The sequence below is a fragment of the Streptomyces deccanensis genome (assembly GCF_022385335.1).
Taxonomy (GTDB): Bacteria; Actinomycetota; Actinomycetes; order Streptomycetales; family Streptomycetaceae; genus Streptomyces; species Streptomyces deccanensis.
On sequence record NZ_CP092431.1, the window covers coordinates 6,623,073 to 6,643,471 of the forward strand.

Consider the following 20,399-nt stretch of genomic DNA (forward strand, 5'->3'; position numbering starts at 1 on the left):
TTTTTTGTGCGCGGTTATTTCATGGACGCCTGAGAGCTCGGGAGTTTCGGGTTCGTTGCCGGGTGCGGGTCCGGTGGGGCTTCTCGCGCAGTTCCCCGCGCCCCTAAAAGAACAGGCCCTGCGGGCCTGAAAAGCACGGGGCGCAGCCCCTGCTTTTCAGGGGCGCGGGGAACTGCGCGACCAGCCCCCACCGGACGGACGCTTGGGGGTCGAAGGGGCGCAGCCCCTTCAGGATGGGACGGGTAGGGGCGGAGGGGGCGAAAAGGGCTGCCGCGCACCGGATTTCGCGGGACACTCGGGACATCCGCACCGAACCCCGAAACGAGGTGACCGGGGTGCGCACACCCATAAGTGACCCCATGAAGATCGGCCCGTACAAAATAGTCGGCCGCCTCGGCTCCGGCGGCATGGGCTGGGTCTACCTGGGCCGCTCACCCGCCGGCCGAGAGTTCGCCGTCAAGGTCGCCCGCCCCGAACTCGCCGCCGAACCCGAGTTCCGCGAACGTTTCGCCCGCGAGGTCGCCGCCGCCCGCGTGGTCAGCGGGGCCTACACCGCCGCCGTCGTCGACGCCGACCCCACCGCCGAACTCCCCTGGCTGGCCACGCTGTACGTCCCCGGCCCCTCCCTCGCGGAAGCGGTCCGCGCCGACGGCCCCCTCCCCGAGGCCCAGGTCCGCCCCCTCGGCGCCGGCCTCGTCGAGGCGTTGCAGGCCATCCACGCCGCCCATGTGATCCACCGCGACCTCAAGCCGGCGAACGTGCTGCTCGCCCAGGACGGCCCCCGCGTCATCGACTTCGGCATCTCCCGCGTGGACGGCGCCCCCGGCCTCACCCGCGTCGGCGTCGTCGTCGGCACCCCGTCGTTCATGTCGCCCGAGCAGATCCGCGGCGACCGCGTCGGCCCGCCGAGCGACGTGTTCTCCCTGGGCGGGGTCCTGGTGTACGCGCTCACCGGCCGCCCACCGCACGGCAGCGGGGAGGGCGTGCGCGTCGAGGTCGTCCGGGGAGAGCCCCGGCTCGACGGCGTACCGCCGGGACTGCGGCCCGTCATCGCCCGCTGTCTGGCCAAGCGACCCGAGGACCGGCCCCGACTGGCCGTGATCCTGGCCGAGTTGGTGGAGGAGGAGACACGCGTCGAGGCATGGCCGCCGCCGCAGGTGGCGCGGACCATCGAGGTGCGGTACGAGGAACTGAGAGAGCGCCATCTGAGCCGTACGACGAGTGAGTCCGTCCCCTCCTGTCTGCTGCTGCACGCGCAGGCGCTGCTCGACGCCGGGCTGACCGACGCCATGGTCGCCGGGGCGGTGGTCCGTGACGCTTCCTGACTCCTACCCGGGCCGTGACTCCCAGCCCGGCCGTGACTCCTTCTCCGGTCGCCACGGCCGCGACTCGTACCCGGGGCGCCACGGCGAGATCTACGACCTCGGCACGCACTGGCGGCAGTTGGTGCAGACCTGGGTGGCGCGGCGGAATTACCACACGGTCCATGACACCGTCTCCGTCTCCCTGCAATTCGATCTCCACGAGGCGGGGCGGGTGGTCACCGTGCGTTTCATGACCACCAAAAGGCTGCTCGTGGCCTTCGCGACGGACGGGAATTTCCTCCGGCAGGACCAACTCGCCATTGCCGCCGCCGCGTCGAACGCGTGGAATACCGAACAATTGAACCCCATGCTTTCCGTGTGGGATGTCCGCGGACCTCGCCCCTGTCTCGCCGGGGTCTGTGATCTGCCGTTGACATGTCGGATCACCCAGGCGGATTTCGATGCGTTGGCCAATGACTGGGTGGAACGGGCACGGCAGATGTTCAGTCGTTGTCATCAGGTGTTCAAGTTGTAGAAGTGAAAAGCATACTGATCGGACGTCGGCGTAACTCGCCGTAATTCCATCGGCGGAATTCGCCAAACCCTTCCGGCCGCCCGGCTGCCTGCTCCACTATTGGATGGGCTTTTTCAGGGCCGCGGGGGCGTGCCTTTCAGGCCACGGGGGGTTGGTGCGATGGGTGCGATCAGGCGTTTGTCGTTTCTCGGCGTGCTGGTGGGGCTGTTGGTCGCGTTGGTGCCAGGGGGCTCCGCCTCGGCCGCGAGGTCGTGTCCGGCCGGCGACTTCAGACAACGGCTGGAGTGCTGGATCGAACGCGCGGAGTCGGGGCCCGTGCTGATCACTCTCAAGGGGCCCTTGGGGTACGAGAACCTGGATGACAAGAAACACGTGATCTCCGATCGGCTGCGCGCCAAGGATCACGCGGTGGTGGTGCTGGTCCCGAAGAACGTGAGTACGGGGCAGGGCGGCACGGCGTTGCTTCTCGCCACCGAGGATCTGCTGATCCACCCCGATGCCGAGATCGACCGGCTGGAGCAGGGGACGCTCGACGATCTGAAGGTGAGTGGCGTCTGTCCCGACAGACGCGGTCTGTGCACCGAGCTCAGCCCCGGTGAGGGGCGGTCGGCCACGCTCAAGGGATCGGATCTGACGGACTTCGCCGCCCATCCGGACAACAACAGCTTCACCCCGGAGTCCGACGAGGGAGAGGCCAAGCCCCCCTCGACCTCGTCCGGCGGCCAGGGCGGCCAGGGGGACAGCGGCGGCGAGGGGAACGAGGAGGCGAACAACGCGGTCGGCACCACCCACGACACGGGCGCCGGCTACAGCGGTGCCACGTGGACCGCCTTCTGGATGGCGCTCCTGCTCGCTCTCCTGCTGCTGGCCTTCGTGATCGTCATCCGGCGGTCCAGGGGCCCGGTCGCCGTGGGGCACCGGGCGCCCTCTTCCGGGCGCGCGGCCGGCGGGCTCACGCGGGCCGCCTCCACCCGGACCACGCCGGCGCACGCGGCGCGCGGCGGGAGCGGCGGCGCGGGTGGCGACGGCGGCGGCGACGGTGAGGGCGGGGACGAGAGCACCACCCGGCTCCGGGTGGCCTCCGCGCCTCGGTACGGGCGGCACGTGGGAGCCCGGCCGGCGCACGCCCGGACCGCGGTCGTCCGCACCGAACTGCACCCGCAGGGCTATGTCGAGGTCGACCGGGTACTGCGTCGGGCGGTGTGGGCCGAACCGGGGCGACCGCCCCCCGCGCCCGGCAGTCTCGTCGACGTCACCGAGGCGCGGGACCGCGACGCCGACGTCCTGTACGCCTTCCCACCGACAGCCGCACGGCACGCCAAGAACACACCCAGGTGATCCGCCCAGGCACCCGGCACACCCGCACCCGGCACACCCGCACCAGGCACACCCGCACCAGGCACATCAGCGACACCAGAAGCACAGGGGGAAGACGATGCACAGCGAATACCCGCCCACGCTGCCGGCCGAATACGCCGACATCGAGTTCGAGAACAACGCCCAGCGCATGCCGCTCGTGCTCTGCCTCGACACGTCCAGCTCCATGGCGGGCCAGCCGATCCAGACGCTCAACAACGCGCTCGCCGAGTGGACCAGGGAACTCCACGACGACGTCAGCCTCAGCTACAGCGTGGAGGTCGCCGTCGTCACCTTCGGCGGCCAGGGCGTCGGCGCCTGGCGCGGCCCCCACCTGCTCGACCCGCGCACCCGGACGAGCCCCTTCATACCCGCGCACGCCTTCCAGGCACCGCAGCTCACGGCCGCCGGGGTCACCCTGATGACCGAGGCGCTGGAGCTGGCCATGCACATCGTCGCCGCCCGCAAGAGCGAGCTGCGGGCGTCCGGACTGCAGTACTACCGGCCGCAGATCTGTCTCGTCACCGACGGTCTGCCCACCGACCCCACCGGCCATCTCACCGAATCCTGGCACCGGTTGGTCCCCGTCCTCGCCGAGGAGCAGCGCGCCCGCCGCTTCCGGCTGTACGCGATCGGGGTCGGCGGCATCACCGACATGGGCGAGTCGGTGCTGCGGGCCTTCGCACCCAAGTTCAACGCCCGGCTCCAAGGATTCCCGTTCCGTGAGCTGCTCCAGATGATGTCCGCCAGTGCCAACGCCGAGCAGAAGGGGGCGGGGGACGAGGTGTTCGAGAAGATCTTCAGCCAGTTCAAGACCCAACGCCCGGCCTGGGAGGCGTGAGGTGAACCTCGCCCCGCCCTGGCGGATCCACGGCCTGAGCGTCGAGGGCTACCGGCACCGGCGCCAGGGCCTGCCCTGCCAGGACGCCTGCGCCGCAGCCGCCACGCCCTCGGTCGTCGTGCTCGCCGTCGCCGACGGGGCCGGCAGCCGGCCCCGCTCGGAGGAGGGCGCACAGCTCGCGGTGGGGCTGGCCACGGACCACTTCGTACGGCGGGCCGAGGCGGCCGTGGAGCTACGGCCGGGGGAGGCCGTGCACGAGTTGCTGCGGGACGCGTTGCGCGACGTCAGCGAGGAGTTCCTCGACCGGACCGGCGCCGACGCCCCCGACTTCGCGACCACCCTCACGGTGGTGGTGCTCGCGCCCGGCTGGCTCGGGCACCTCTCCGTGGGCGACGGCTTCGTCGTCGTACGGGCCGGGACGGAGGACGGTGAACGGCAGTTCCATCTGCTGCCGCAGGCCGCGGCGGCGAGCGAGTACAGCAACGAGACGGTGTTCCTGACCTCGCCGGACAGGGAGCGCTGGACCCACACCGAGTGCCTCCTCGACGACGGCGTCGACGGGGTGCTCCTCTCCACGGACGGGCTGGCGCAGGCCATGCTCAACCGGTCGGCCGACGGCGCGCAGTCACCGAACACGTCGTTCGCGGACGCCGTCTTCCGCTCCCTCGACTCCGCCGCCGAGGACGACCGCGACCCCAACCTGGCCGCGCTCCTGCGCTCCGACCGCCTCACCGCCCTCAACGCCGACGACAAGACCCTGCTGCGTGCCGTCCGCACGACCCGGCGATGAGCGCGCCCCGTGCTCATCAGAGGTGACGACCGGCTCGACGAACACTCGGAGGTACGGCCATGAGCGGCCGCACGGTCTTTCTCGACGGTAGGCGGGTCACTCTGGCCGAGTTGCCGTTGAAGGGGGGTGGGCAGGCGGCCGTGTTCCCGGTCGAAGGGGACCCGAGGATCGTCGTCAAGATCTACCGGGACACGCCGGGGCCGGACCAGGAACGGCGGCTGGCCCGGATGCTGACCATGTCACCGCTGGCCGCCCGGCCGACGGACGCCAGCCAGCCGCCGGAGCTGGCGTGGCCCACCGCGATCGCCCGGGACGCGAACGGCGCGTTCCTCGGCTACGCCATGCGCCGCTTCGGCGAACCCCAACACGTCCAGCTGGTCGGCCTGTTCACCCGGGTCCAGCGCCTGAAGCTCTTCCCGGACCGGGCCGACTGGCGCTTCCTGCTGGGCGTCGCCTGGAACCTCGCCTTCATGACGGCCCGGATGCACTACGACAACCTCGTCATCGGCGACTTCTCCAGCAGCAACGTCGTCGTCGACGCCAACGGGTTCGTCACCTTCCTCGACTGCGACTCCATCGCCTTCACCGACCCGGTCACCGGCGAACTCTTCCCGTGCCTGATGCACACCACCGACTACTCGTCCCCCGAGCGGCAGGCGGGCGGCCCCGCGACCCGGCAGAGCGACGACTTCGCCCTGGCCGTCCTCGTCTACCAGCTGCTCACCGCCGGCAACCATCCCTTCGGCGGGGTGCCGCACGAGAGCGCCTCCGAGTCGACCGTCAAGGACAACATCGCCGCGAGCTGCAGCTATGTCGTCCGGCCCGAGCGGGTCACCATCCCGCGCGGCGCGATCGACCCGTCCGTCCTGCCGACCGAACTCCTCGTGCTCGCCAAGGCCGCGTTCGGACCGGGCGTCCAGGACCCCGACGCCCGGCCGCGGGCCGAGGCGTGGCTGCGGGCGCTCGACAAGGAGCGCGGCCAGGTGCGGGCCTGCACGGTACGGCCCCTGCACACCTACGGCTCCCATCTGCCGACGTGCCCCTGGTGCACGCGGGCCGCGGTCACCGGGCACGACGTGTTCAACGGGCCGCGGGCGACGTCGGTCCCGACGGTGGCTCCGCCGGATCAGCCGCCGTCGCCGTACGCGGCGTTGAAGGTGTTGGCCGTGGTGGTGGGGGTGGTGTTGCTGATCGTGCTTCTGGCGAGTGCGGGGTGAAGGGGGCTGGGGGTGCGTGGTCGGGTGCGGGTGAGTGGGGGTTGCTCGCGCAGTTCCCCGCGCCCCTGAAAAGCAGGGGCTGCGCCCCGTGCTTTTCAGGCCCGCGGGGCCTGGTCTTTTAGGGGCGCGGGGAACTGCGCGAGAAGCCCCACCGGACCCGCACCCGACCACGCACCCCCCGGCCCCCACCCCACTGCGCGCCCCTCACCCCGACCGGTCCTCCAGATAGCGCGTGTGGGACTCCTGGCGGCGCGCCTCCGTGTCGCGCAGGGCGCTTGCCAGGCGGCCCAACTCCTCATGGAGCAGGCCGAGTTGGCGCTCAAGGTGCCGTTCCGGCGGCTCCGTGCCCGGGGTCAGGCGGGTCCACCAGCGTGTGCGGACGAACGTGTCGACGGCCTCGGGGACGTCCTGGCGGACGGCGCGCGAGAGGGCGTGGACACCCTCGGGATCGTGGGCGAGCACCTCCGCGACCCAGCCGGGTTCGAGGAGCGCCGCGAGGAGTTCGGTCAGCTCGGTGAGCCGGCCGGCCGCGGCGGGCGGCAGTTCGATGTCCGCGAGATACGTCCGCAACGTACCGAAGTCGCCCCGCAGCTCGTCCAGTTGGGCCGACGGATCCGGGAAGTCCGGCGGCGCCACCCGCTCCGGCGGGGCGATCAGCGCACCCGCGCCGTACAGCCCGACGACCACGACCGGCCAGTACGGTCCCGCGACCCCCGCGAAGGTCAGCCCGAGCCCGGCGACCCCGAGGGCGCCGCCGGTGAGGTTCTTGCGGGACTCGATGTACGCCATGAATCTACTGGTAGCCACGGATCTCCTCGAAGGCGCCGTCCAGTGACCCCTGCTGGGCGTCGAAGAGACGGCCGCCGGTCAGGTCGGCGATGTGCTCCAGTTCGTCCTTGTCGGAGTCGCCGAAGAGGATGGGGAAGACGGGGATCTGCCGCTGGGCGGTGGGCAGCCGGCCGTAGAACCAGTCGAAGTCGGCGGGGCTCTCCCCCTGGGTGTTCTCGCCGTCCGTCATCAGCACGATCGAGGTGAAGGTGTCCCGGTCGGCGGTGGCGAGGTGCTCGTACGCCTTCCGCAGCGAGGTGTAGATGGCGGTGTCGCCACTGGCGGACAGCTCCCGGGTGTCGGCGCGGATGCCGTCGAGCCCGGCCTTCGGATCCTCGGGCCGTACGACATGCGTCCGTATGCTCTTCACGTCCGATCCGAACGGCATCAGGGTGACCTCCTCCCGGTCCCGGAAGTCGCCGGTCAGTTCGGTGAGCGCGGTCTTCAGCCGGTCGAGCCGGTCGCCCTCCATCGAGCCCGAGGTGTCCAGGACGTACACGGTCCGCGACGGGCGGCGCAGCTCGTTCTCGTACGAGTCGAGCAGGCCGTCGGCGACGGAACGACTGCCGGGGAAGGGGAGTTCACGGCGGCGTGTGGTGTCCAGTGCGGCCGCGGGCGCCACGGAGGGTACGACAGGGCGGCGCAGTGTCCGCTCGGTGATCAGCCGCTGGACGTCCGGGGTGCGCAGCGCGTCCGAGAGCCGGCGTACGTCGTCGCGGACCTCCTCGCCGGTGGAGGCGAGGGAGGAGAGCGGATAGTCGGCGGTGACGACGCCGTCGCTCGGCCGGATCACCGTCAGGTCCTCGCGGGACTCCAGCACGGACTCGTAGTTGAGCAGCGCGTCGACGTCCCCGCGCCGGTCGTACGCCGCCGCGAGCCAGCCCGACGAGCCCGACGTCAGCTTCTGCCCCGCGAAGAACTCCTTCAGCCGGGGCGTCGCCCGTGAGACGTCCGCGTCCGTCAGCGCGGACTGGGCGTCGGAGAGAGCCGACGCGACCGAGACGAGCGTGGCGAAACCGGAGTGGGAGCGCGTCGGATCGGTCATGCCGTACGTCAGCCTCCCGTCCGCCACGGCCTTCTCGACGTCCGACCAGGTGACGTCACCCGGCTTCCAGCCCAGCTTCCGCACGGTCGCGTTCTTCACGCCGATCGCGACCGGGCTGGACATCACCGACGTCTCCGACACGACCTGCTTCGCCGCCTCCGGGCGGAGCCGCAGGTAGTCGTTGGAGGACAGCCACACCGCGTCGTACGCGCCCTTCGCCCGCTGCTCGCCGAGCAGTTCGACGGCGTCGAGGGTGCCCATGTAGGTGGGCCGGACCTTGATCCCGGTGTCCTTCTCCACCTGCGCCAACACCGGCTTCATGTCGGCGAGTTCACTGGAGGCGAGGACGCGGAGGGTGCCGGGGACGTACGTGGTCGGTTCGGCGGGGTCGGGCGCGGCCGGGTCGGTGGCGGTGCAGGCGGTGGCCAGGAGGGCGGCGACGGATGTCAGGGCGAGCCCGACCGTCGTGCGTACTCTCATACGAGCCCACCCCCTTCCAGTGCTCCCTGGTTCCGGCTGCGCTCCAAGTACCGTGTCGCGCTCTGGAGTTCGGAGGTCAGGGACTCGACCGTCGCGGCCATGGTCTCCGTCGCCTGGACCTTGTACGTGTCGATGGCGTCGAGGGTGCGGTAGATCTGCTGGAAGGCCGTACGGAGTGTCTCCGTGCCGACGGCCGGGTCGGCGGCGATGCGCTGGATCTCCCCGCTCTGGCCGGCGAGCATCTCCGCGTTGCCCCGGATCAGCTCCTCCGTCGTACCGCGCAACGCGTTGACCTGGTCGACGACCTTCTTCTGGTTGTCGAGGGCGGAGGCGAGCATCACCGCGATGCGCAGCGCCGAGACGGTGGTCGTCGCGGCCCGGTCGACGCCCTTGATCAGCTCCTCGTTGTTGCGCCGTACGACGTCCATGGCCAGATAGCCCTGGGCGCAGACGGCCAGCTGGGTGAGCAGGTCCTGGTGCTTCTGCCGCACGGGGAAGAGGACGTCGGCGCGGAGCGTGTCGCCCTGCTGCGGATCGGCCCCGTCGACATGCGTCCGGATGTGCTCCTCGACGGCCGTGTCCAGGGCCTCCGTCAGGACGACGTACTCCTGCAGCTTGCCCATGGTCTCCCAGAGCCTGACCCGTTCGGTCTGCAACGCGGCGTTGTCGCGCCGCAGTTCGTCCTGCCCGCCGCGCAGGGATCCCACGATCTTGTTCAACGTCCCCTGCGAGGAGGCGTACTTGGCGACGTGGTCGCGCAGCTTGTTGCCGCCCGGCAGCCGGGACAGCAGCTTGCGACCCTTGCTCGCCGGCAGATCACGCGGGTCCAGATCCTCCACCACCCGCCGGAGTTCCACGAGCGAGCCCGCGACCTGCGACTGCGCGTCGCCGCCCTTGCCCGGCAGGCTGCGCACGGTCCGCTCCAGCATCCGGTTGGACTGGGCGGCGGCGCTCCGCATCTCGCCCGCGCCGAGCGCGGTGATCTCCCCGACCCGGCCGGCGAACTCCGGGGAGCGGGCGTCGAGGGCGGCGAGCCCCCGTACGTACTCCTCGGCCTTGCGGGCCATGTCCGTCCGCACGGACTCCTCGACGGGCACCAGCCCGCCGGCCTTCTCCCGGGGCACGGCCGCGACCGGCTCGGGAGGGGTGAGGGTGAAGGCGGTGTCGCCACCGCTGTTGTCGATGTTCATCTGTGGTGTTCCCCCGTCGTCCTACTGGCCCCTGGCCCGGCGCGCCATCTCGTGCAGCACCTCGGAGGTGGGCACGGGCGCCTGCCGGACGGTCAGCTTCTGCATGAGATAGGTGGTGTGGTCTGCGGTCGCCGCCGTGAACTCGGTGGCCGCGCCCTGCGGCCGGAACCCGTGCCGGGCCGCCAGCTCGCGCAACCTCGGGTCGGTGCCGAGGAGTTCACCGAGCGCCCGCCCCTCGTCCGTGACCGGTACGACGGTGTGGTCGCTGAACACGGTGGTGTCCGGGTAGAGGACGACCAGGTCGTCGACGCCCTGGCCCTCCGTCAGCAGGGCGGCGACCTGCGACTCGTAGACCAGCACGAGGGGATTGCCGACCCCGCTGACGAAGTCGCGGAACGCCGCGTCGGTGCTCGGCTGCTGGGCACCCTGCACACTGATCAGCTCGCGCATGAGGGGCGCGGTCCGGTCCAGGCCGGCCTTGTCCGCGACCACCCGTCCGCCGTTCGCGACCTCGGAGGCGGCGGCGAGGTAGAGCGCGCCCGAGTTGGAGGTGGTCGGGTCGGTGGTGGCGATGTAGAGGAGTCCCCTCAACTCGCCGTACTTCTCGGCCCCCTTGAGGTCCTGCCAGGTCCGCCCGTCCTCGGCGGCCTTCAGGTACGCGCCCATGTCGAGGACGCCCCGGTCCCCTTCGAGGGTGGCCAGCCGGTTGTCCCGCAGCACCTCGGCGGCGCCCCGGTGGGCGACCACGACGAGCGGCGAGTAGAAGGGGCGCGGCAGCGGTTCACGCACGCCGTACTTCTCGGCCAGCTCGTCGGCGGGTGCCTTGCTGGACGGGAACGCGAAGTCGTACCCCTTCGGATCGAGGCCGTCCATGGCCCAGGATCCCGACGTCTCCGTCTTCACGGTGTAGCCCTGGGCGGCCAGGGCCTTCACCACCTCCGGGTCGGCGAAGAACTCCGCCTTCTCCGACCCGATCACGCCTCGCACGGTCTTCGTTGCCGTGCCCGTGTCCTCGGTCTGCCGGCCCGCCACGACGGCTGCCACCACGCCGCCGATCAGCAGGACCGCGAGGACGATTCCCGCTATTCGTCTCACACGGGGAGAGTGCTCCGCGGAACCCAACGTTCCTTGTGTGGGCCGGTGAACGGGGGATGAAGCGGTGGTCCCGGAACGCCACGGCCCCCCTCCGGGGGAGGGCGGGGTGGGCGCGTTGTCGGGTGCGGCTCCGGTGGGGCTTCTCGCGCAGTTCCCCGCGCCCCTAAAAGACCAGGCCCCTGCGGGCCTGGAAAGCGACGGGGCTGCGGGGTGAAAAGCACGGGGCGTAGCCCCTGCTTTTCAGGGGCGCGGGGAACTGCGCGAGAAGCCCCACCGGAGCCGCACCCGACAACGCGCCCCCGGGCGGCTACGCACTCAACGGCACAGCCGCATGCGCGTCCATCCGCGAAGCCGCCAGAATCGCCGACGCCGTGTCCGCCCGCGACGCGGCGACGACGAGCGCCCGCCCCGCGAGCGCGTGCGCCCTCCGGTGCAGCCCGGCGACGTCACCCTCGCCCTCGTCGGCGGCGGCGAAGCGTACGGGAGGCCGGCCGCCCCGCAGCCGGGCGACCTGCGCGGTCAGCGCCTCCGCGGCCGCGTCGAGGTCGTCGGAAGGGGTCAGTGCGCGGAGTTCGTCGGTCACTGCCAGCAGGGCCGCCAGGTGACCCGCGAGCTGGATGTCCAGCTCTTCCTCACGTGAACGGTGAGGGAAGTCGGAGGAGGTCGTGCCGGCCATCGTGTGGACCGACTTCGTGCGGATCGGCTCGTACATGGGATGGCCTCCAAGCTCTCGGACGACCACTCTACCTTAGATTCGGTCTAAAGTTGAGCGAGGTCCGAAAGCCCCGGTTCGCCGTACTCGGCGCGTGGTGTCAGGCCTGCCCGTACCCGTCCAGGAAGTTCCCGATCCGGGTGATCGCGGACCGCAGGTCACCCACCGTCGGCAGGGTCACGACCCGGAAGTGGTCGGGTTCGGCCCAGTTGAAGCCGGTGCCCTGCACGACCATGATCTTCTCCTGTCGGAGCAGGTCGAGGACCATCCGCCGGTCGTCCTTGATCTTGAAGACGTTCGGATCGAGGCGCGGGAACAGATACAGCGCCCCCTTCGGCTTCACACACGTGACGCCCGGGATCTGCGTGAGCAACTCGTACGCGACGTCCCGCTGCTCCTTCAGCCGCCCGCCCGGCAGCACCAGGTCGTTGATCGTCTGCCGCCCGCTGAGCGCGGCGACCACCCCGTGCTGCCCGGGCATGTTCGCGCACAGCCGCATGTTCGCGAGGATCGTCAGACCCTCGATGTAGGAGTCGGCGTGCGCGCGCGGCCCGGAGATCGCCATCCAGCCCACCCGGTAGCCGGCCACCCGGTACGCCTTCGACATGCCGTTGAAGGTGAGGGTCAGCAGATCGGGGGCGACCGAGGCCGTCGGCGTATGCGTGGCGCCGTCGTAGAGGATCTTGTCGTAGATCTCGTCCGAGCAGACCAGCAGGTTGTGGCGGCGCGCGATGTCCGTCAGCCCGCGCAGGACCGCCTCGTCGTACACCGCGCCCGTCGGGTTGTTCGGGTTGATGATGACGATCGCCTTGGTGCGGTCGGTGACCTTCCGCTCGACGTCCGCGAGGTCCGGCATCCAGTCGGACTGCTCGTCGCAGCGGTAGTGCACGGCCGTGCCCCCGGACAGGGAGACCGCCGCCGTCCACAGCGGATAGTCCGGCGACGGTACGAGCACCTCGTCGCCGTCGTCGAGCAGGCCCTGCATGGCCATCACGATCAGCTCGGAGACCCCGTTGCCGATGAAGACGTGCTCGACGTCCGTCTCGATGCCGAGGGTCTGGTTGTGCATGACGACGGCCCGGCGCGCGGCGAGCAGGCCCTTGGCGTCGCCGTACCCGTGGGCGCTGGACACGTTCCGGAGGATGTCCTCCAGGATCTCGGGCGGGCACTCGAAGCCGAACGCCGCCGGATTGCCCGTGTTCAGCTTGAGGATCCGATGCCCCGCCGCCTCAAGCCGCATCGCCTCCTCGAGCACCGGGCCCCGGATCTCGTAACAGACGTTGGCGAGCTTGGTCGACTGGATCACCTGCATGTCCGTGAGCTTACGGCGCGGTAACGCCTTCCGGGCCGTGTTTTCCACCACGTGGGACGGCCGCATTACCCCGAAATGCCCCGCCGCTGTCCCCCAGGCCCCCTCCTCTCTAGAATCCGCGTGCGGGTCCGGCCGACCCCCCACCGCACGGCCGCCGACCGCACGACACCTGGCCGTACGCCGCCGAGACCTGGGCGCACGGCCCACGACACGAAGGCAGCGGAACGCGATGAATGGGGTGGGCGGCGTGGACAGCGCGCACGGGCCGGACCGGAACGAGGCCGACACCGGGACACCGCCGAACGTGTACCTCCCCGTCGGCGACCCCCGCTCCACCCCGGCCTACGAGATCTTCGCGGACCCGGCCACGGCCCACGGCTGGCAGAACGCCTACGACGACACGGTCCAACTCGACGAGGTCGTGCCCCCGGCGCCGGGCCCGGCTGAGAACGCCCCGGCCGCCGGTGCGTCTGCGGGTGCGCGCGGGCCTGGCTTGCCGTACGGGGATCCGTCGTACGGGGAGGACCCGTCGTACGGCGGCGCTGTGCCGTACGACGGCGACGCGTCGTACGACGGCGGCACACCGCACGAGCACGGCGGGGGCGCGCCTTACGAAAACGGCGCGCCCTCTGGCGATGGCGCGCCCCACGAGGGCCGTGCCCCGTACGGCGGCGTGGGGGCCGGGCGGCGGGCGCGGGCCGTCGACGGGCGGCGGAGCACGCTCGGGCGGCGACGGGCCCGCCGGCGTGGCGCGCTGGTCGCGGGCGGGATCGGCGCCGCGGTGCTGGTCGGGGCCGTGACGGCGGGACTGGCCGGGCTCGGCACCTCGGAGAAGGGGTCGCCCGACGCCCCGGGAACCGTCCCGTCCGCCACGTCCGACGGCCGTGCCGGGGGCACGGACACCGCCACCCCGTCGGCCGACGAAACCTCCGACGCGGGTGCCACGACATCGTCCGGCGACAGCTCGCCGGACGCCTCCACGTCCCCGACCTCCTCCGCCACCACCGACGAGCCGTCGCGCTCCGCGTCGCCCACCGCCACCTCGGCCCCACCGTCCACCGCCACCTCCGACACCGAGGCCCCCTCGTCCCGAGGCAACTCCAACGGCAACCAGGGCAGGGGCCAGGGCGCGACCAAGGACCCCAAGTAACCACGGCCGGCCCCCGGTCCGCCGCCGACCGCTGGCCGCTGGCCGCTCCCGGAGGTCGCGTCCGGAGGTCGCGTCCGATCTCCGGCCGCACATCCGTCCTCGCACCGCCGGCCTGGCGCCGACGTCCGGCCGCACCACCGTCCTCGCCCACCGACGCCTGCCCTCGCCCCCCCCGGCGTCCCCGAGTCGGCCTCCTCGCCCGCCCCCACCCCCTGGCCGAAGATCGCGCGGCCGGAACCAACTCCTTGCTCGTCCTCCACATCGCCCTCACAATGCGCATGACAAACTGCGGTGGCCGGAAGATCTTCTGCCACCACGCAGCCACATAGCTGTAGTGAGGGGACCCCCACATGAGAAAGCCTCTCGTTGCCTCGCTGTTCGCCCTGGTGATCACCGGGGCCGGCGCGGCACCGGCGGTCGCGGCGCCGGCCCCGGCGGCGGCACCCGGGAAGTCGGCGGACGCGGTCGTGAACAGTGTGGTCGGCGGCGTCGTCGACACCGCGAACAAGACCGTCGCCGACCTCACGACCCCCGCGGTGCAGGCCGTCAACTTCGCCGGCACCGTCTCCCTCAGCAACTGTTCCGGCTCGGTCGTCCGGATGCCCGACTCCGAGGACAACGACCCGGCGCTGGTCATGACCAACGGCCACTGTCTGGAGACCGGCTTCCCGACCCCCGGACAGGTCATCGTCGACCGTGCCTCCACCCGCACCTTCGGCCTGCTGAACTCCGCAGGCACCCGCGTCGGCACCCTGCGCGCCAGCAAGATCGCGTACGGCACGATGACCGACACGGACATGGCGGTGTACCAGCTCACCACCACGTACGCGCAGATCAAGAGCACGTACGGCATCGACGCGCTCGTCTACGACACCACCCGCCCGGCCGCCGGCACCGACATCAGCGTCGTCTCCGGGTACTGGAAGCGGATCTACAGCTGCGACGTCGACGGGTTCGCGTACCGCCTGAAGGAGGGTGACTGGACCTGGAAGGACTCCATCCGTTACACCTCCGCCTGCAACACCATCGGCGGCACCTCGGGCTCCCCGGTGGTCAACGTCGCGACCAACAAGGTCGTCGGCGTCAACAACACGGGCAACGAGAGCGGTGAGCGCTGCACCGTCAACAACCCCTGCGAGGTCGACGCGAACGGCACCGTGACCGTCCGTCAGGGCATCAACTACGCCCAGCAGACCTGGCACGTCCCCGCCTGCTTCGGCGTGGACAACAAGCTCGACCTGACGGCGGCCGGCTGCGTGCTCCCCAAGCCGTAGCGCTCCGCTCGGGGGGGCGTGGGGGCTACCGGGCCCCTCGGTCGTTCTTCGGCCGCGGACCGGTGGGGCTTCTCGCGCAGTTCCCCGCGCCCCTGAAAGGACAGGGGCGGGCCCGCGTCAGTCAGGTGCCCGACGCACCGCCCGGCCCGCCAACACGTCCGTCCGGCGGCCGTCCTCGATGACGAAGCGGCCGTCGACCAGGACGTGCGGGATGCCGATGGGCAGGGTGCGCGGTGCCTCGTAGGTCGACCCGGCTGCCACGGTCGCCGGGTCGAAGAGGACCAGGTCGGCGCGGTGGCCCTCGCGGACGAGTCCCCGGTCCGCGAGGCGCAGCCGCGCGGCGGGACGTGAGGTGAGATGGGCGACGCACTCCTCCAGGGAGAGCACGCCCAACTCCCTCACGTACCGGCCGAGATAGTGGGGGAACGTCCCGTACGCGCGCGGATGCGGCTTGTCCCCGCGCAGGATGCCGTCGGATCCGCCGGTGTGCACGCGGTGGCGCATGATGGTCCGCACGTTCTCCTCGTGCCCGACGTGCTGGAGGATCGTCGTGCCGAGCCGGTCCTCGACGAGCAGCCGGCGGGCGGTCACCCAGGGCTCCTCGCCGCGCGCCTTCGCCGACCGCGCGACCGTCCGGCCCACGTACGACGACAGCGCCGGGTCGGTGACGCCCGAGATCTCGATGGTGTCCCACTCGATGGGCACGCCGTGGCAGCCGTCGGCGCCCACGACCTCCATGTGGTGCCGGATACGTCCGGCCGTCTCGTCGTCCGCCAGCCGCGCGAGGATCGCCTCGGGGCCGCCCTCGCTCGCCCAGCTCGGCAGCATCGCGACGAGCGTCGTGCAGCCGGGGGTGTAGGGGTACGTGTCGAGGGAGATGTCCGCTCCGGCGGCGAGCGCGTCGTCCAGGAGGGCCAGCAGCTCGGGCGCCCGCCCCTCGTTCACCCCGAAGTTCATGGTGGCGTGGGCCAGATGGAGGGCGCAGCCGGCCTCCCGGGTCAGCGCGACCATCTCCTCGTACGCCCGGAGCGCGCCCGCCCCGTACGAGCGGTGGTGCGGGCAGTAGTAGCCGTCGTACGCCGCCACCACCCGGCACAGCTCGGTGAGTTCGGCGTCCTTCGCGTACATGCCGGGGGTGTACGTCAGCCCCGACGACATCCCGACCGCCCCCTCCCGCAGCCCCGCTGCCACCAACTCCCGCATACGGTCCAGCTCTTCGGGGGTCGCCTCCCGGTCCTCCCACCCCACGGCGAGCATCCGGACCGTCCCCTGCGGCACGAGGTACGCCGCGTTCACGGCGATGCCCTCGCCGCCGAAGCCGTGGTCGAGCCGGTCCAGGTACTCGCCGACCGAGCGCCAGGTGAAGTCGACGTCCTCGCCGTAGCCGTTCCAGCCGGTGATCGCGCGGCGGACCTCTTCGAGGGTGCGGTCGTCGACGGGCGCGTACGACAGTCCGTCCTGGCCGATGACCTCCAGGGTCACCCCCTGGGCCGCCTTCGCGGTGTGCTCGGGGTCCCGCAGCAGCGCGAGGTCGCTGTGGGCGTGCATGTCGATGAAGCCGGGGGCCAGGACCAGGCCCTCGGCGTCGACCTCCCGCCGGGCCCTCGGCCGCTGGCACCCCGCCGCGGCCGCCTCCTTGACGATCGACGTGATCCTGCCGCCTGCCACGACCACGTCGGCGCGGTAGGAGGGGTCGCCGGAGCCGTCCACGACCTCGGCGTCACGGAAGACCAGCTCGTCCATGCGCGCCACCCGTTCGTCCATGCGGGTCACCTCTCAGGACTCGGCGGCCGGGATCAGAAGAACGTACGGACGTAGTCCGTGACGGTCCCGTCCGCCTCCACCACCGGAATCAGCTTCCACTTGTCGAACGACGTGCACGGATGCGACAGCCCCAGCCCCACCCAGTCGCCGACCTCCACCGCCGCGCCGGCCTCCGTGCGCAGCCACGCGTGCTGGTCGGACAGCCCCGTCACCGTGATCCCGGTGGCGTCGCGGACCGCGCCCGTGCCCGCGTCCCGCACCACCTCCGCCGACGGCAGATCGAGATCGTGCGCCGCGTCGCGCTTGCCCGCGTTGACGAAGGCTTGCTCGGGGGAGGGGCGGGAGACGACCTGGGCCCAGAGCCGGAAGGCGGGCTCCAGGGCGCCCTCCTCGGGGATCCGGTTGAAGGGGGTGATCCGGCGGTAGTGCCCGGCGTCGTGCGAGACGTACGCGCCGGACCGCAGCAACTTCAGTACCGGCACGGACAGTTCGGGCAGCTCGGCGAAGACCTCGGCCACCGCGTCGAACCAGGCGCTGCCACCCGCGCTGACGATCACCTCGTCCAGCCCCGCGAACCGCCCCGCCTTGTCGAAGTCGACGGCCAGCGCGGTGAGCCGGCGCAGCCACGCCCCCACCCGCTCCGGATCCGCGCCCGGCACCTCGCCCTCGTACCCGGCGACCCCGACCAGGCGCAGCGTGTCGACCCCGGCCACCGCGTCCGCGACCGCCGCGCACTCGGCCTCCGTACGCACGCCGGTGCGCGCGCCCTCACCGGCGCCCAGCTCCACGACGACGTCCACCGGACGCGCCGGACGCGCGGAACCCCGTAGCGCCGCGTCCATCAGCTCCACGCCACGCACCGAGTCGACGTAACAGACGAACCGGAAGCCGGGGTCGGCCGCCAGTTCGTCGGCGATCCAGCGCAGGGCCACCGGGTCGACGACCTCGTTGGCGAGGAAGATCCGCTCTATCCCGAACTCCCGTGCCACCCGCGCCTGGTGGGGCACGGCGAGGGTGATGCCCCAGGCGCCGCGCTCGATCTGCCGCCGGAACAGTTCCGGCGCCATGGACGTCTTGCCGTGCGGGGCGAAGGCGAGGCCGTGACGCGCGGAGTAGGTCTCCATCAGCGCCAGGTTGTGCTCCAGGTGCTCGGCGGAGAGGGCGAGCACGGGGGTGGTGAAACCGCCGGTGAACAGGTTCCGCCGCTGTGCGGCCAGCTCGGCCACTGTCAGGCCGTCGGCGTCCGGCGGCAGTCCCTTGAAGCGGTGGTCGACGCGCTCCTCCGCGAGCCGGGCCAGCGCTTCGACACTCTCGACACCCATGGGATCTCCCTGACGAGGAACGTTGCATGCTATGCAACGTTCATTGCGTATGCCGCTCACTGCTGTCTAACATCCCAGCCAGCGCCGGGTCAACGGCGCCGACCCACCCCCCCAGCCGACGCGACGAGGAGCCTCCACCATCGTGACCGCCGACGGACTCCGTTCCCCCGACGCCGCTCCCGCCGACGTCGACGTGGTCGCGCTCGGCGAGTCCATGGTCACCTTCCTGCCCACCCGCCCCGGACGCCTCGCCGACGTGCCCTCCTTCGACCGGGCCATCGGCGGCGCGGAGTCCAACGTGGCCTGCGCGCTGGCCGCCGCCGGCCACACGACGCGCTGGGTCAGCCGGGTCGGAGCCGACGGCTTCGGCGACCACCTGCTGGAGGAGATCGGCTCCTACGGCGTCGACGTGACCTCCGTACGCCGCGACCCCGCCCGCCCGACAGGCGTGTACTTCCGCACCGCGGCCGACCGAGCCACGGACACCCACGAAGTCGCCTACTACCGCGCCGGTTCGGCCGCCTCGGCGATGTCGACGTCAACCGTGGACCTCACCGCCGTACGCGCCGGACGCGTCCTGCACCTGACCGGCATCACGGCCGCCCTGTCCGACAACTGCCTCCGCCTGCTCCACGACCTGACGGCCCCCCGCCCCGACCACCACCCCCTGATCTCCTTCGACGTCAACCACCGCCCCGGCCTCTGGAGCGACACCGAGGGCCCCCACGTCCTCCTCGAACTGGCCCGCCGCGCCGACATCGTCTTCGTCGGCGAGGACGAGGCCCAACAGGCCTGGGGCATCACCGGCGGACCCACGGCGATCCGCACCCTCCTGCCGGAGCCGACCACCCTCGTGGTGAAACAAGGAGCGCGCGGAGCCACCCTGTTCACCCGCACGCCCCCACGCGCGGACCGGCCGCCCACGGACGGAAGGGGCGTGCCGGGGGGTGTCCGCCCGCAGCGGCCGGCGTCCACCACCGGGTACTTCCCCACCCGACGGCGCCCGCCGGACCGAGGACGGAGACCCCCGGCACGCCCCCGACCCCACCCCCACCGCGGGCGACCCCGAGACGACGCGCACCGAACCGGTCACGGACACGGACACGGACACGACGACGTTCGTCCCCGCCCCCACCGTCCAGGTCGCGGCAGCGACCGGCGCCGGCGACGCCTTCGCCGCCGGCTTCCTCTCCGCCACCCTCCGCGCCCTCCCCGCCAAGGCCCGCCTCCGCCACGGCCACCTCATGGCGGCGGCCACCCTCACCGTCCCCGGCGACCTCGGCACCCCACCCCACCGCGACCACGCCGACCGCCTCGCCGCCCTGGACGACGACGCGTGGGGGACACTTCGACTCGCCCCCGGCTGGACTGACGTACCGGACCGGGCCGAGGAGGAGGTACCCACCCCATGAGCCAGACCGTCGACCGCGCGCTCAGCATCCTGCCGCTGCTCGCCGAGGGCCCCGCCGACCTCGGCCAGGTCGCCGACCGCCTGGGCGTCCACAAGTCCACGGCCCTGCGTCTGCTGCGCACCCTCCACGAACACGGCCTGGTCTACCGCCAGTCCGACCAGCGCTACCGCCTCGGCGCCCGCCTCTTCGCCCTCGCCCAGGAGGCCGTGGAGAACCTCGACGTCCGCGAGATCGCCCACCCCCACCTGGTACGCCTCAACGAACAGTGCGGCCACACCGTCCACCTCGCCGTCCACGAGGAGAACGAGGTCCTCTACATCGACAAGGTGGAGAGCCGCTACCCGGTCCGCATGTACTCCCGGATCGGCAAACCGGTCGCCATCACGGTCGCCGCCGTCGCCAAGCTGTGCCTCGCCGACCTCCCCGAAACCGAGCGCCGCGCCGTCGCGGAGAAGCTCGACTACCCCATGTACACGTCCCGTTCGACGCCCAACGCCGCCGCCTTCCTCAAGGAACTGGCACGGGTCCGCGAACAGGGCTGGGCCACCGACCTCGGTGGCCACGAGGAGTCCATCAACTGCGTGGCCGCGCCCGTCCGGGGCGCCGACGGCCGGGTCGTCGCCGCGATGTCGGTCTCCGCCCCCAACGTCGTCGTCACCGCCGACGAACTCCTCACCCTGCTCCCGCTGGTCCGCCGCACCGCGGACGCGATCAGCGCCGAGTACTCCGGCCGAACCCCCACGTCAGACCCCGTATGACGGACAAGGACCCG

17 protein-coding genes and 1 pseudogene are annotated in these 20,399 nt (G+C 71.7%); 10 read left to right on the plus strand and 8 right to left on the minus strand.

The window, feature by feature from the left end:
- The first annotated feature begins 335 nt into the window (after nucleotides 1–335).
- From L3078_RS29550 to L3078_RS29575, 6 genes are all read left to right on the plus strand, one after another.
- The gene (locus L3078_RS29550; protein ID WP_239756949.1) at nucleotides 336–1,325 is read left to right on the plus strand and encodes a serine/threonine-protein kinase; all 990 of its coding nucleotides are present in this window, start codon (nucleotides 336–338) and stop codon (nucleotides 1,323–1,325) included.
- Entirely contained in the window at nucleotides 1,312–1,839 is a 528-nt protein-coding gene (locus L3078_RS29555) for a hypothetical protein (protein WP_239756950.1), read from the plus strand. Before L3078_RS29550 ends, L3078_RS29555 begins: the two co-directional genes overlap by 14 nt.
- A 315-nt stretch (nucleotides 1,840–2,154) precedes the next feature.
- On the plus strand, nucleotides 2,155–3,177 hold the full coding sequence (locus L3078_RS29560; RefSeq protein WP_239756951.1) for a hypothetical protein: 1,023 nt from the start codon (nucleotides 2,155–2,157) through the stop codon (nucleotides 3,175–3,177).
- 97 nt (nucleotides 3,178–3,274) lie between these two features.
- Complete coding sequence (locus L3078_RS29565; protein ID WP_239756952.1) at nucleotides 3,275–4,036, plus strand: vWA domain-containing protein; 762 nt, start codon at nucleotides 3,275–3,277, stop codon at nucleotides 4,034–4,036.
- Nucleotide 4,037: 1 nt separating this feature from the next.
- Nucleotides 4,038–4,826, plus strand: coding sequence for a PP2C family serine/threonine-protein phosphatase (locus L3078_RS29570; RefSeq protein WP_239756953.1), 789 nt, complete (start codon nucleotides 4,038–4,040; stop codon nucleotides 4,824–4,826).
- A gap of 59 nt (nucleotides 4,827–4,885) precedes the next feature.
- Complete coding sequence (locus L3078_RS29575; RefSeq protein ID WP_239756954.1) at nucleotides 4,886–6,043, plus strand: hypothetical protein; 1,158 nt, start codon at nucleotides 4,886–4,888, stop codon at nucleotides 6,041–6,043.
- A 204-nt stretch (nucleotides 6,044–6,247) separates the two neighbouring features.
- On the opposite strand, the gene L3078_RS29580 is transcribed toward L3078_RS29575, so the two are convergent.
- The 6 genes from L3078_RS29580 to L3078_RS29605 all read right to left on the minus strand — a co-directional run bounded on the left by L3078_RS29580 (nucleotide 6,248) and on the right by L3078_RS29605 (nucleotide 12,705).
- Nucleotides 6,248–6,832, minus strand: a complete 585-nt coding sequence (locus L3078_RS29580) for a hypothetical protein (protein WP_239760513.1) — start codon at nucleotides 6,830–6,832, stop codon at nucleotides 6,248–6,250.
- 4 nt (nucleotides 6,833–6,836) lie between these two features.
- Nucleotides 6,837–8,396, minus strand: coding sequence for a substrate-binding and vWA domain-containing protein (locus L3078_RS29585; RefSeq protein ID WP_239756955.1), 1,560 nt, complete (start codon nucleotides 8,394–8,396; stop codon nucleotides 6,837–6,839).
- Nucleotides 8,393–9,586: a toxic anion resistance protein gene (locus tag L3078_RS29590; protein ID WP_239756956.1), complete on the minus strand. Its 1,194-nt coding sequence runs from the start codon at nucleotides 9,584–9,586 to the stop codon at nucleotides 8,393–8,395. The genes L3078_RS29585 and L3078_RS29590 overlap by 4 nt, the downstream gene beginning before the upstream one ends.
- 21 nt (nucleotides 9,587–9,607) lie before the next feature.
- Nucleotides 9,608–10,681 (minus strand): substrate-binding domain-containing protein, encoded by a 1,074-nt coding sequence (locus L3078_RS29595; RefSeq protein ID WP_239756957.1) that lies wholly within the window; start codon nucleotides 10,679–10,681, stop codon nucleotides 9,608–9,610.
- 307 nt (nucleotides 10,682–10,988) lie between these two features.
- Nucleotides 10,989–11,393 (minus strand): SCO4983 family protein, encoded by a 405-nt coding sequence (locus L3078_RS29600; RefSeq protein ID WP_239756958.1) that lies wholly within the window; start codon nucleotides 11,391–11,393, stop codon nucleotides 10,989–10,991.
- A 100-nt stretch (nucleotides 11,394–11,493) separates the two neighbouring features.
- Complete coding sequence (locus L3078_RS29605) at nucleotides 11,494–12,705, minus strand: pyridoxal phosphate-dependent aminotransferase (protein ID WP_239756959.1); 1,212 nt, start codon at nucleotides 12,703–12,705, stop codon at nucleotides 11,494–11,496.
- Nucleotides 12,706–12,952: 247 nt separating this feature from the next.
- Between L3078_RS29605 and L3078_RS29610 the strand changes: the two genes are divergently transcribed.
- Nucleotides 12,953–13,855, plus strand: a complete 903-nt coding sequence (locus L3078_RS29610) for a hypothetical protein (RefSeq protein ID WP_239756960.1) — start codon at nucleotides 12,953–12,955, stop codon at nucleotides 13,853–13,855.
- Between the two features lie 350 nt (nucleotides 13,856–14,205).
- Nucleotides 14,206–15,129 carry a trypsin-like serine peptidase gene (locus L3078_RS29615; RefSeq protein ID WP_239756961.1) on the plus strand — a complete coding sequence of 308 codons (924 nt, stop codon included), beginning with the start codon at nucleotides 14,206–14,208 and terminating at the stop codon, nucleotides 15,127–15,129.
- A gap of 117 nt (nucleotides 15,130–15,246) precedes the next feature.
- Here L3078_RS29615 and L3078_RS29620 read toward each other — a convergent pair whose 3' ends face one another.
- The gene (locus L3078_RS29620; protein WP_239760514.1) at nucleotides 15,247–16,872 is read right to left on the minus strand and encodes an N-acyl-D-amino-acid deacylase family protein; all 1,626 of its coding nucleotides are present in this window, start codon (nucleotides 16,870–16,872) and stop codon (nucleotides 15,247–15,249) included.
- Nucleotides 16,873–16,925: 53 nt separating this feature from the next.
- On the minus strand, nucleotides 16,926–18,215 hold the full coding sequence (locus L3078_RS29625) for an amino acid deaminase (protein WP_239756962.1): 1,290 nt from the start codon (nucleotides 18,213–18,215) through the stop codon (nucleotides 16,926–16,928).
- 142 nt (nucleotides 18,216–18,357) lie between these two features.
- On the opposite strand from L3078_RS29625, the pseudogene L3078_RS29630 reads away from it, so the two are divergent.
- Nucleotides 18,358–19,624, plus strand: a pseudogene (locus L3078_RS29630) (sugar kinase); the annotation flags it as partial.
- Nucleotides 19,624–20,385: an IclR family transcriptional regulator gene (locus tag L3078_RS29635; protein WP_239756963.1), complete on the plus strand. Its 762-nt coding sequence runs from the start codon at nucleotides 19,624–19,626 to the stop codon at nucleotides 20,383–20,385. The pseudogene L3078_RS29630 and the gene L3078_RS29635, both read left to right, overlap by 1 nt.
- The last annotated feature ends 14 nt before the right edge of the window (nucleotides 20,386–20,399 follow it).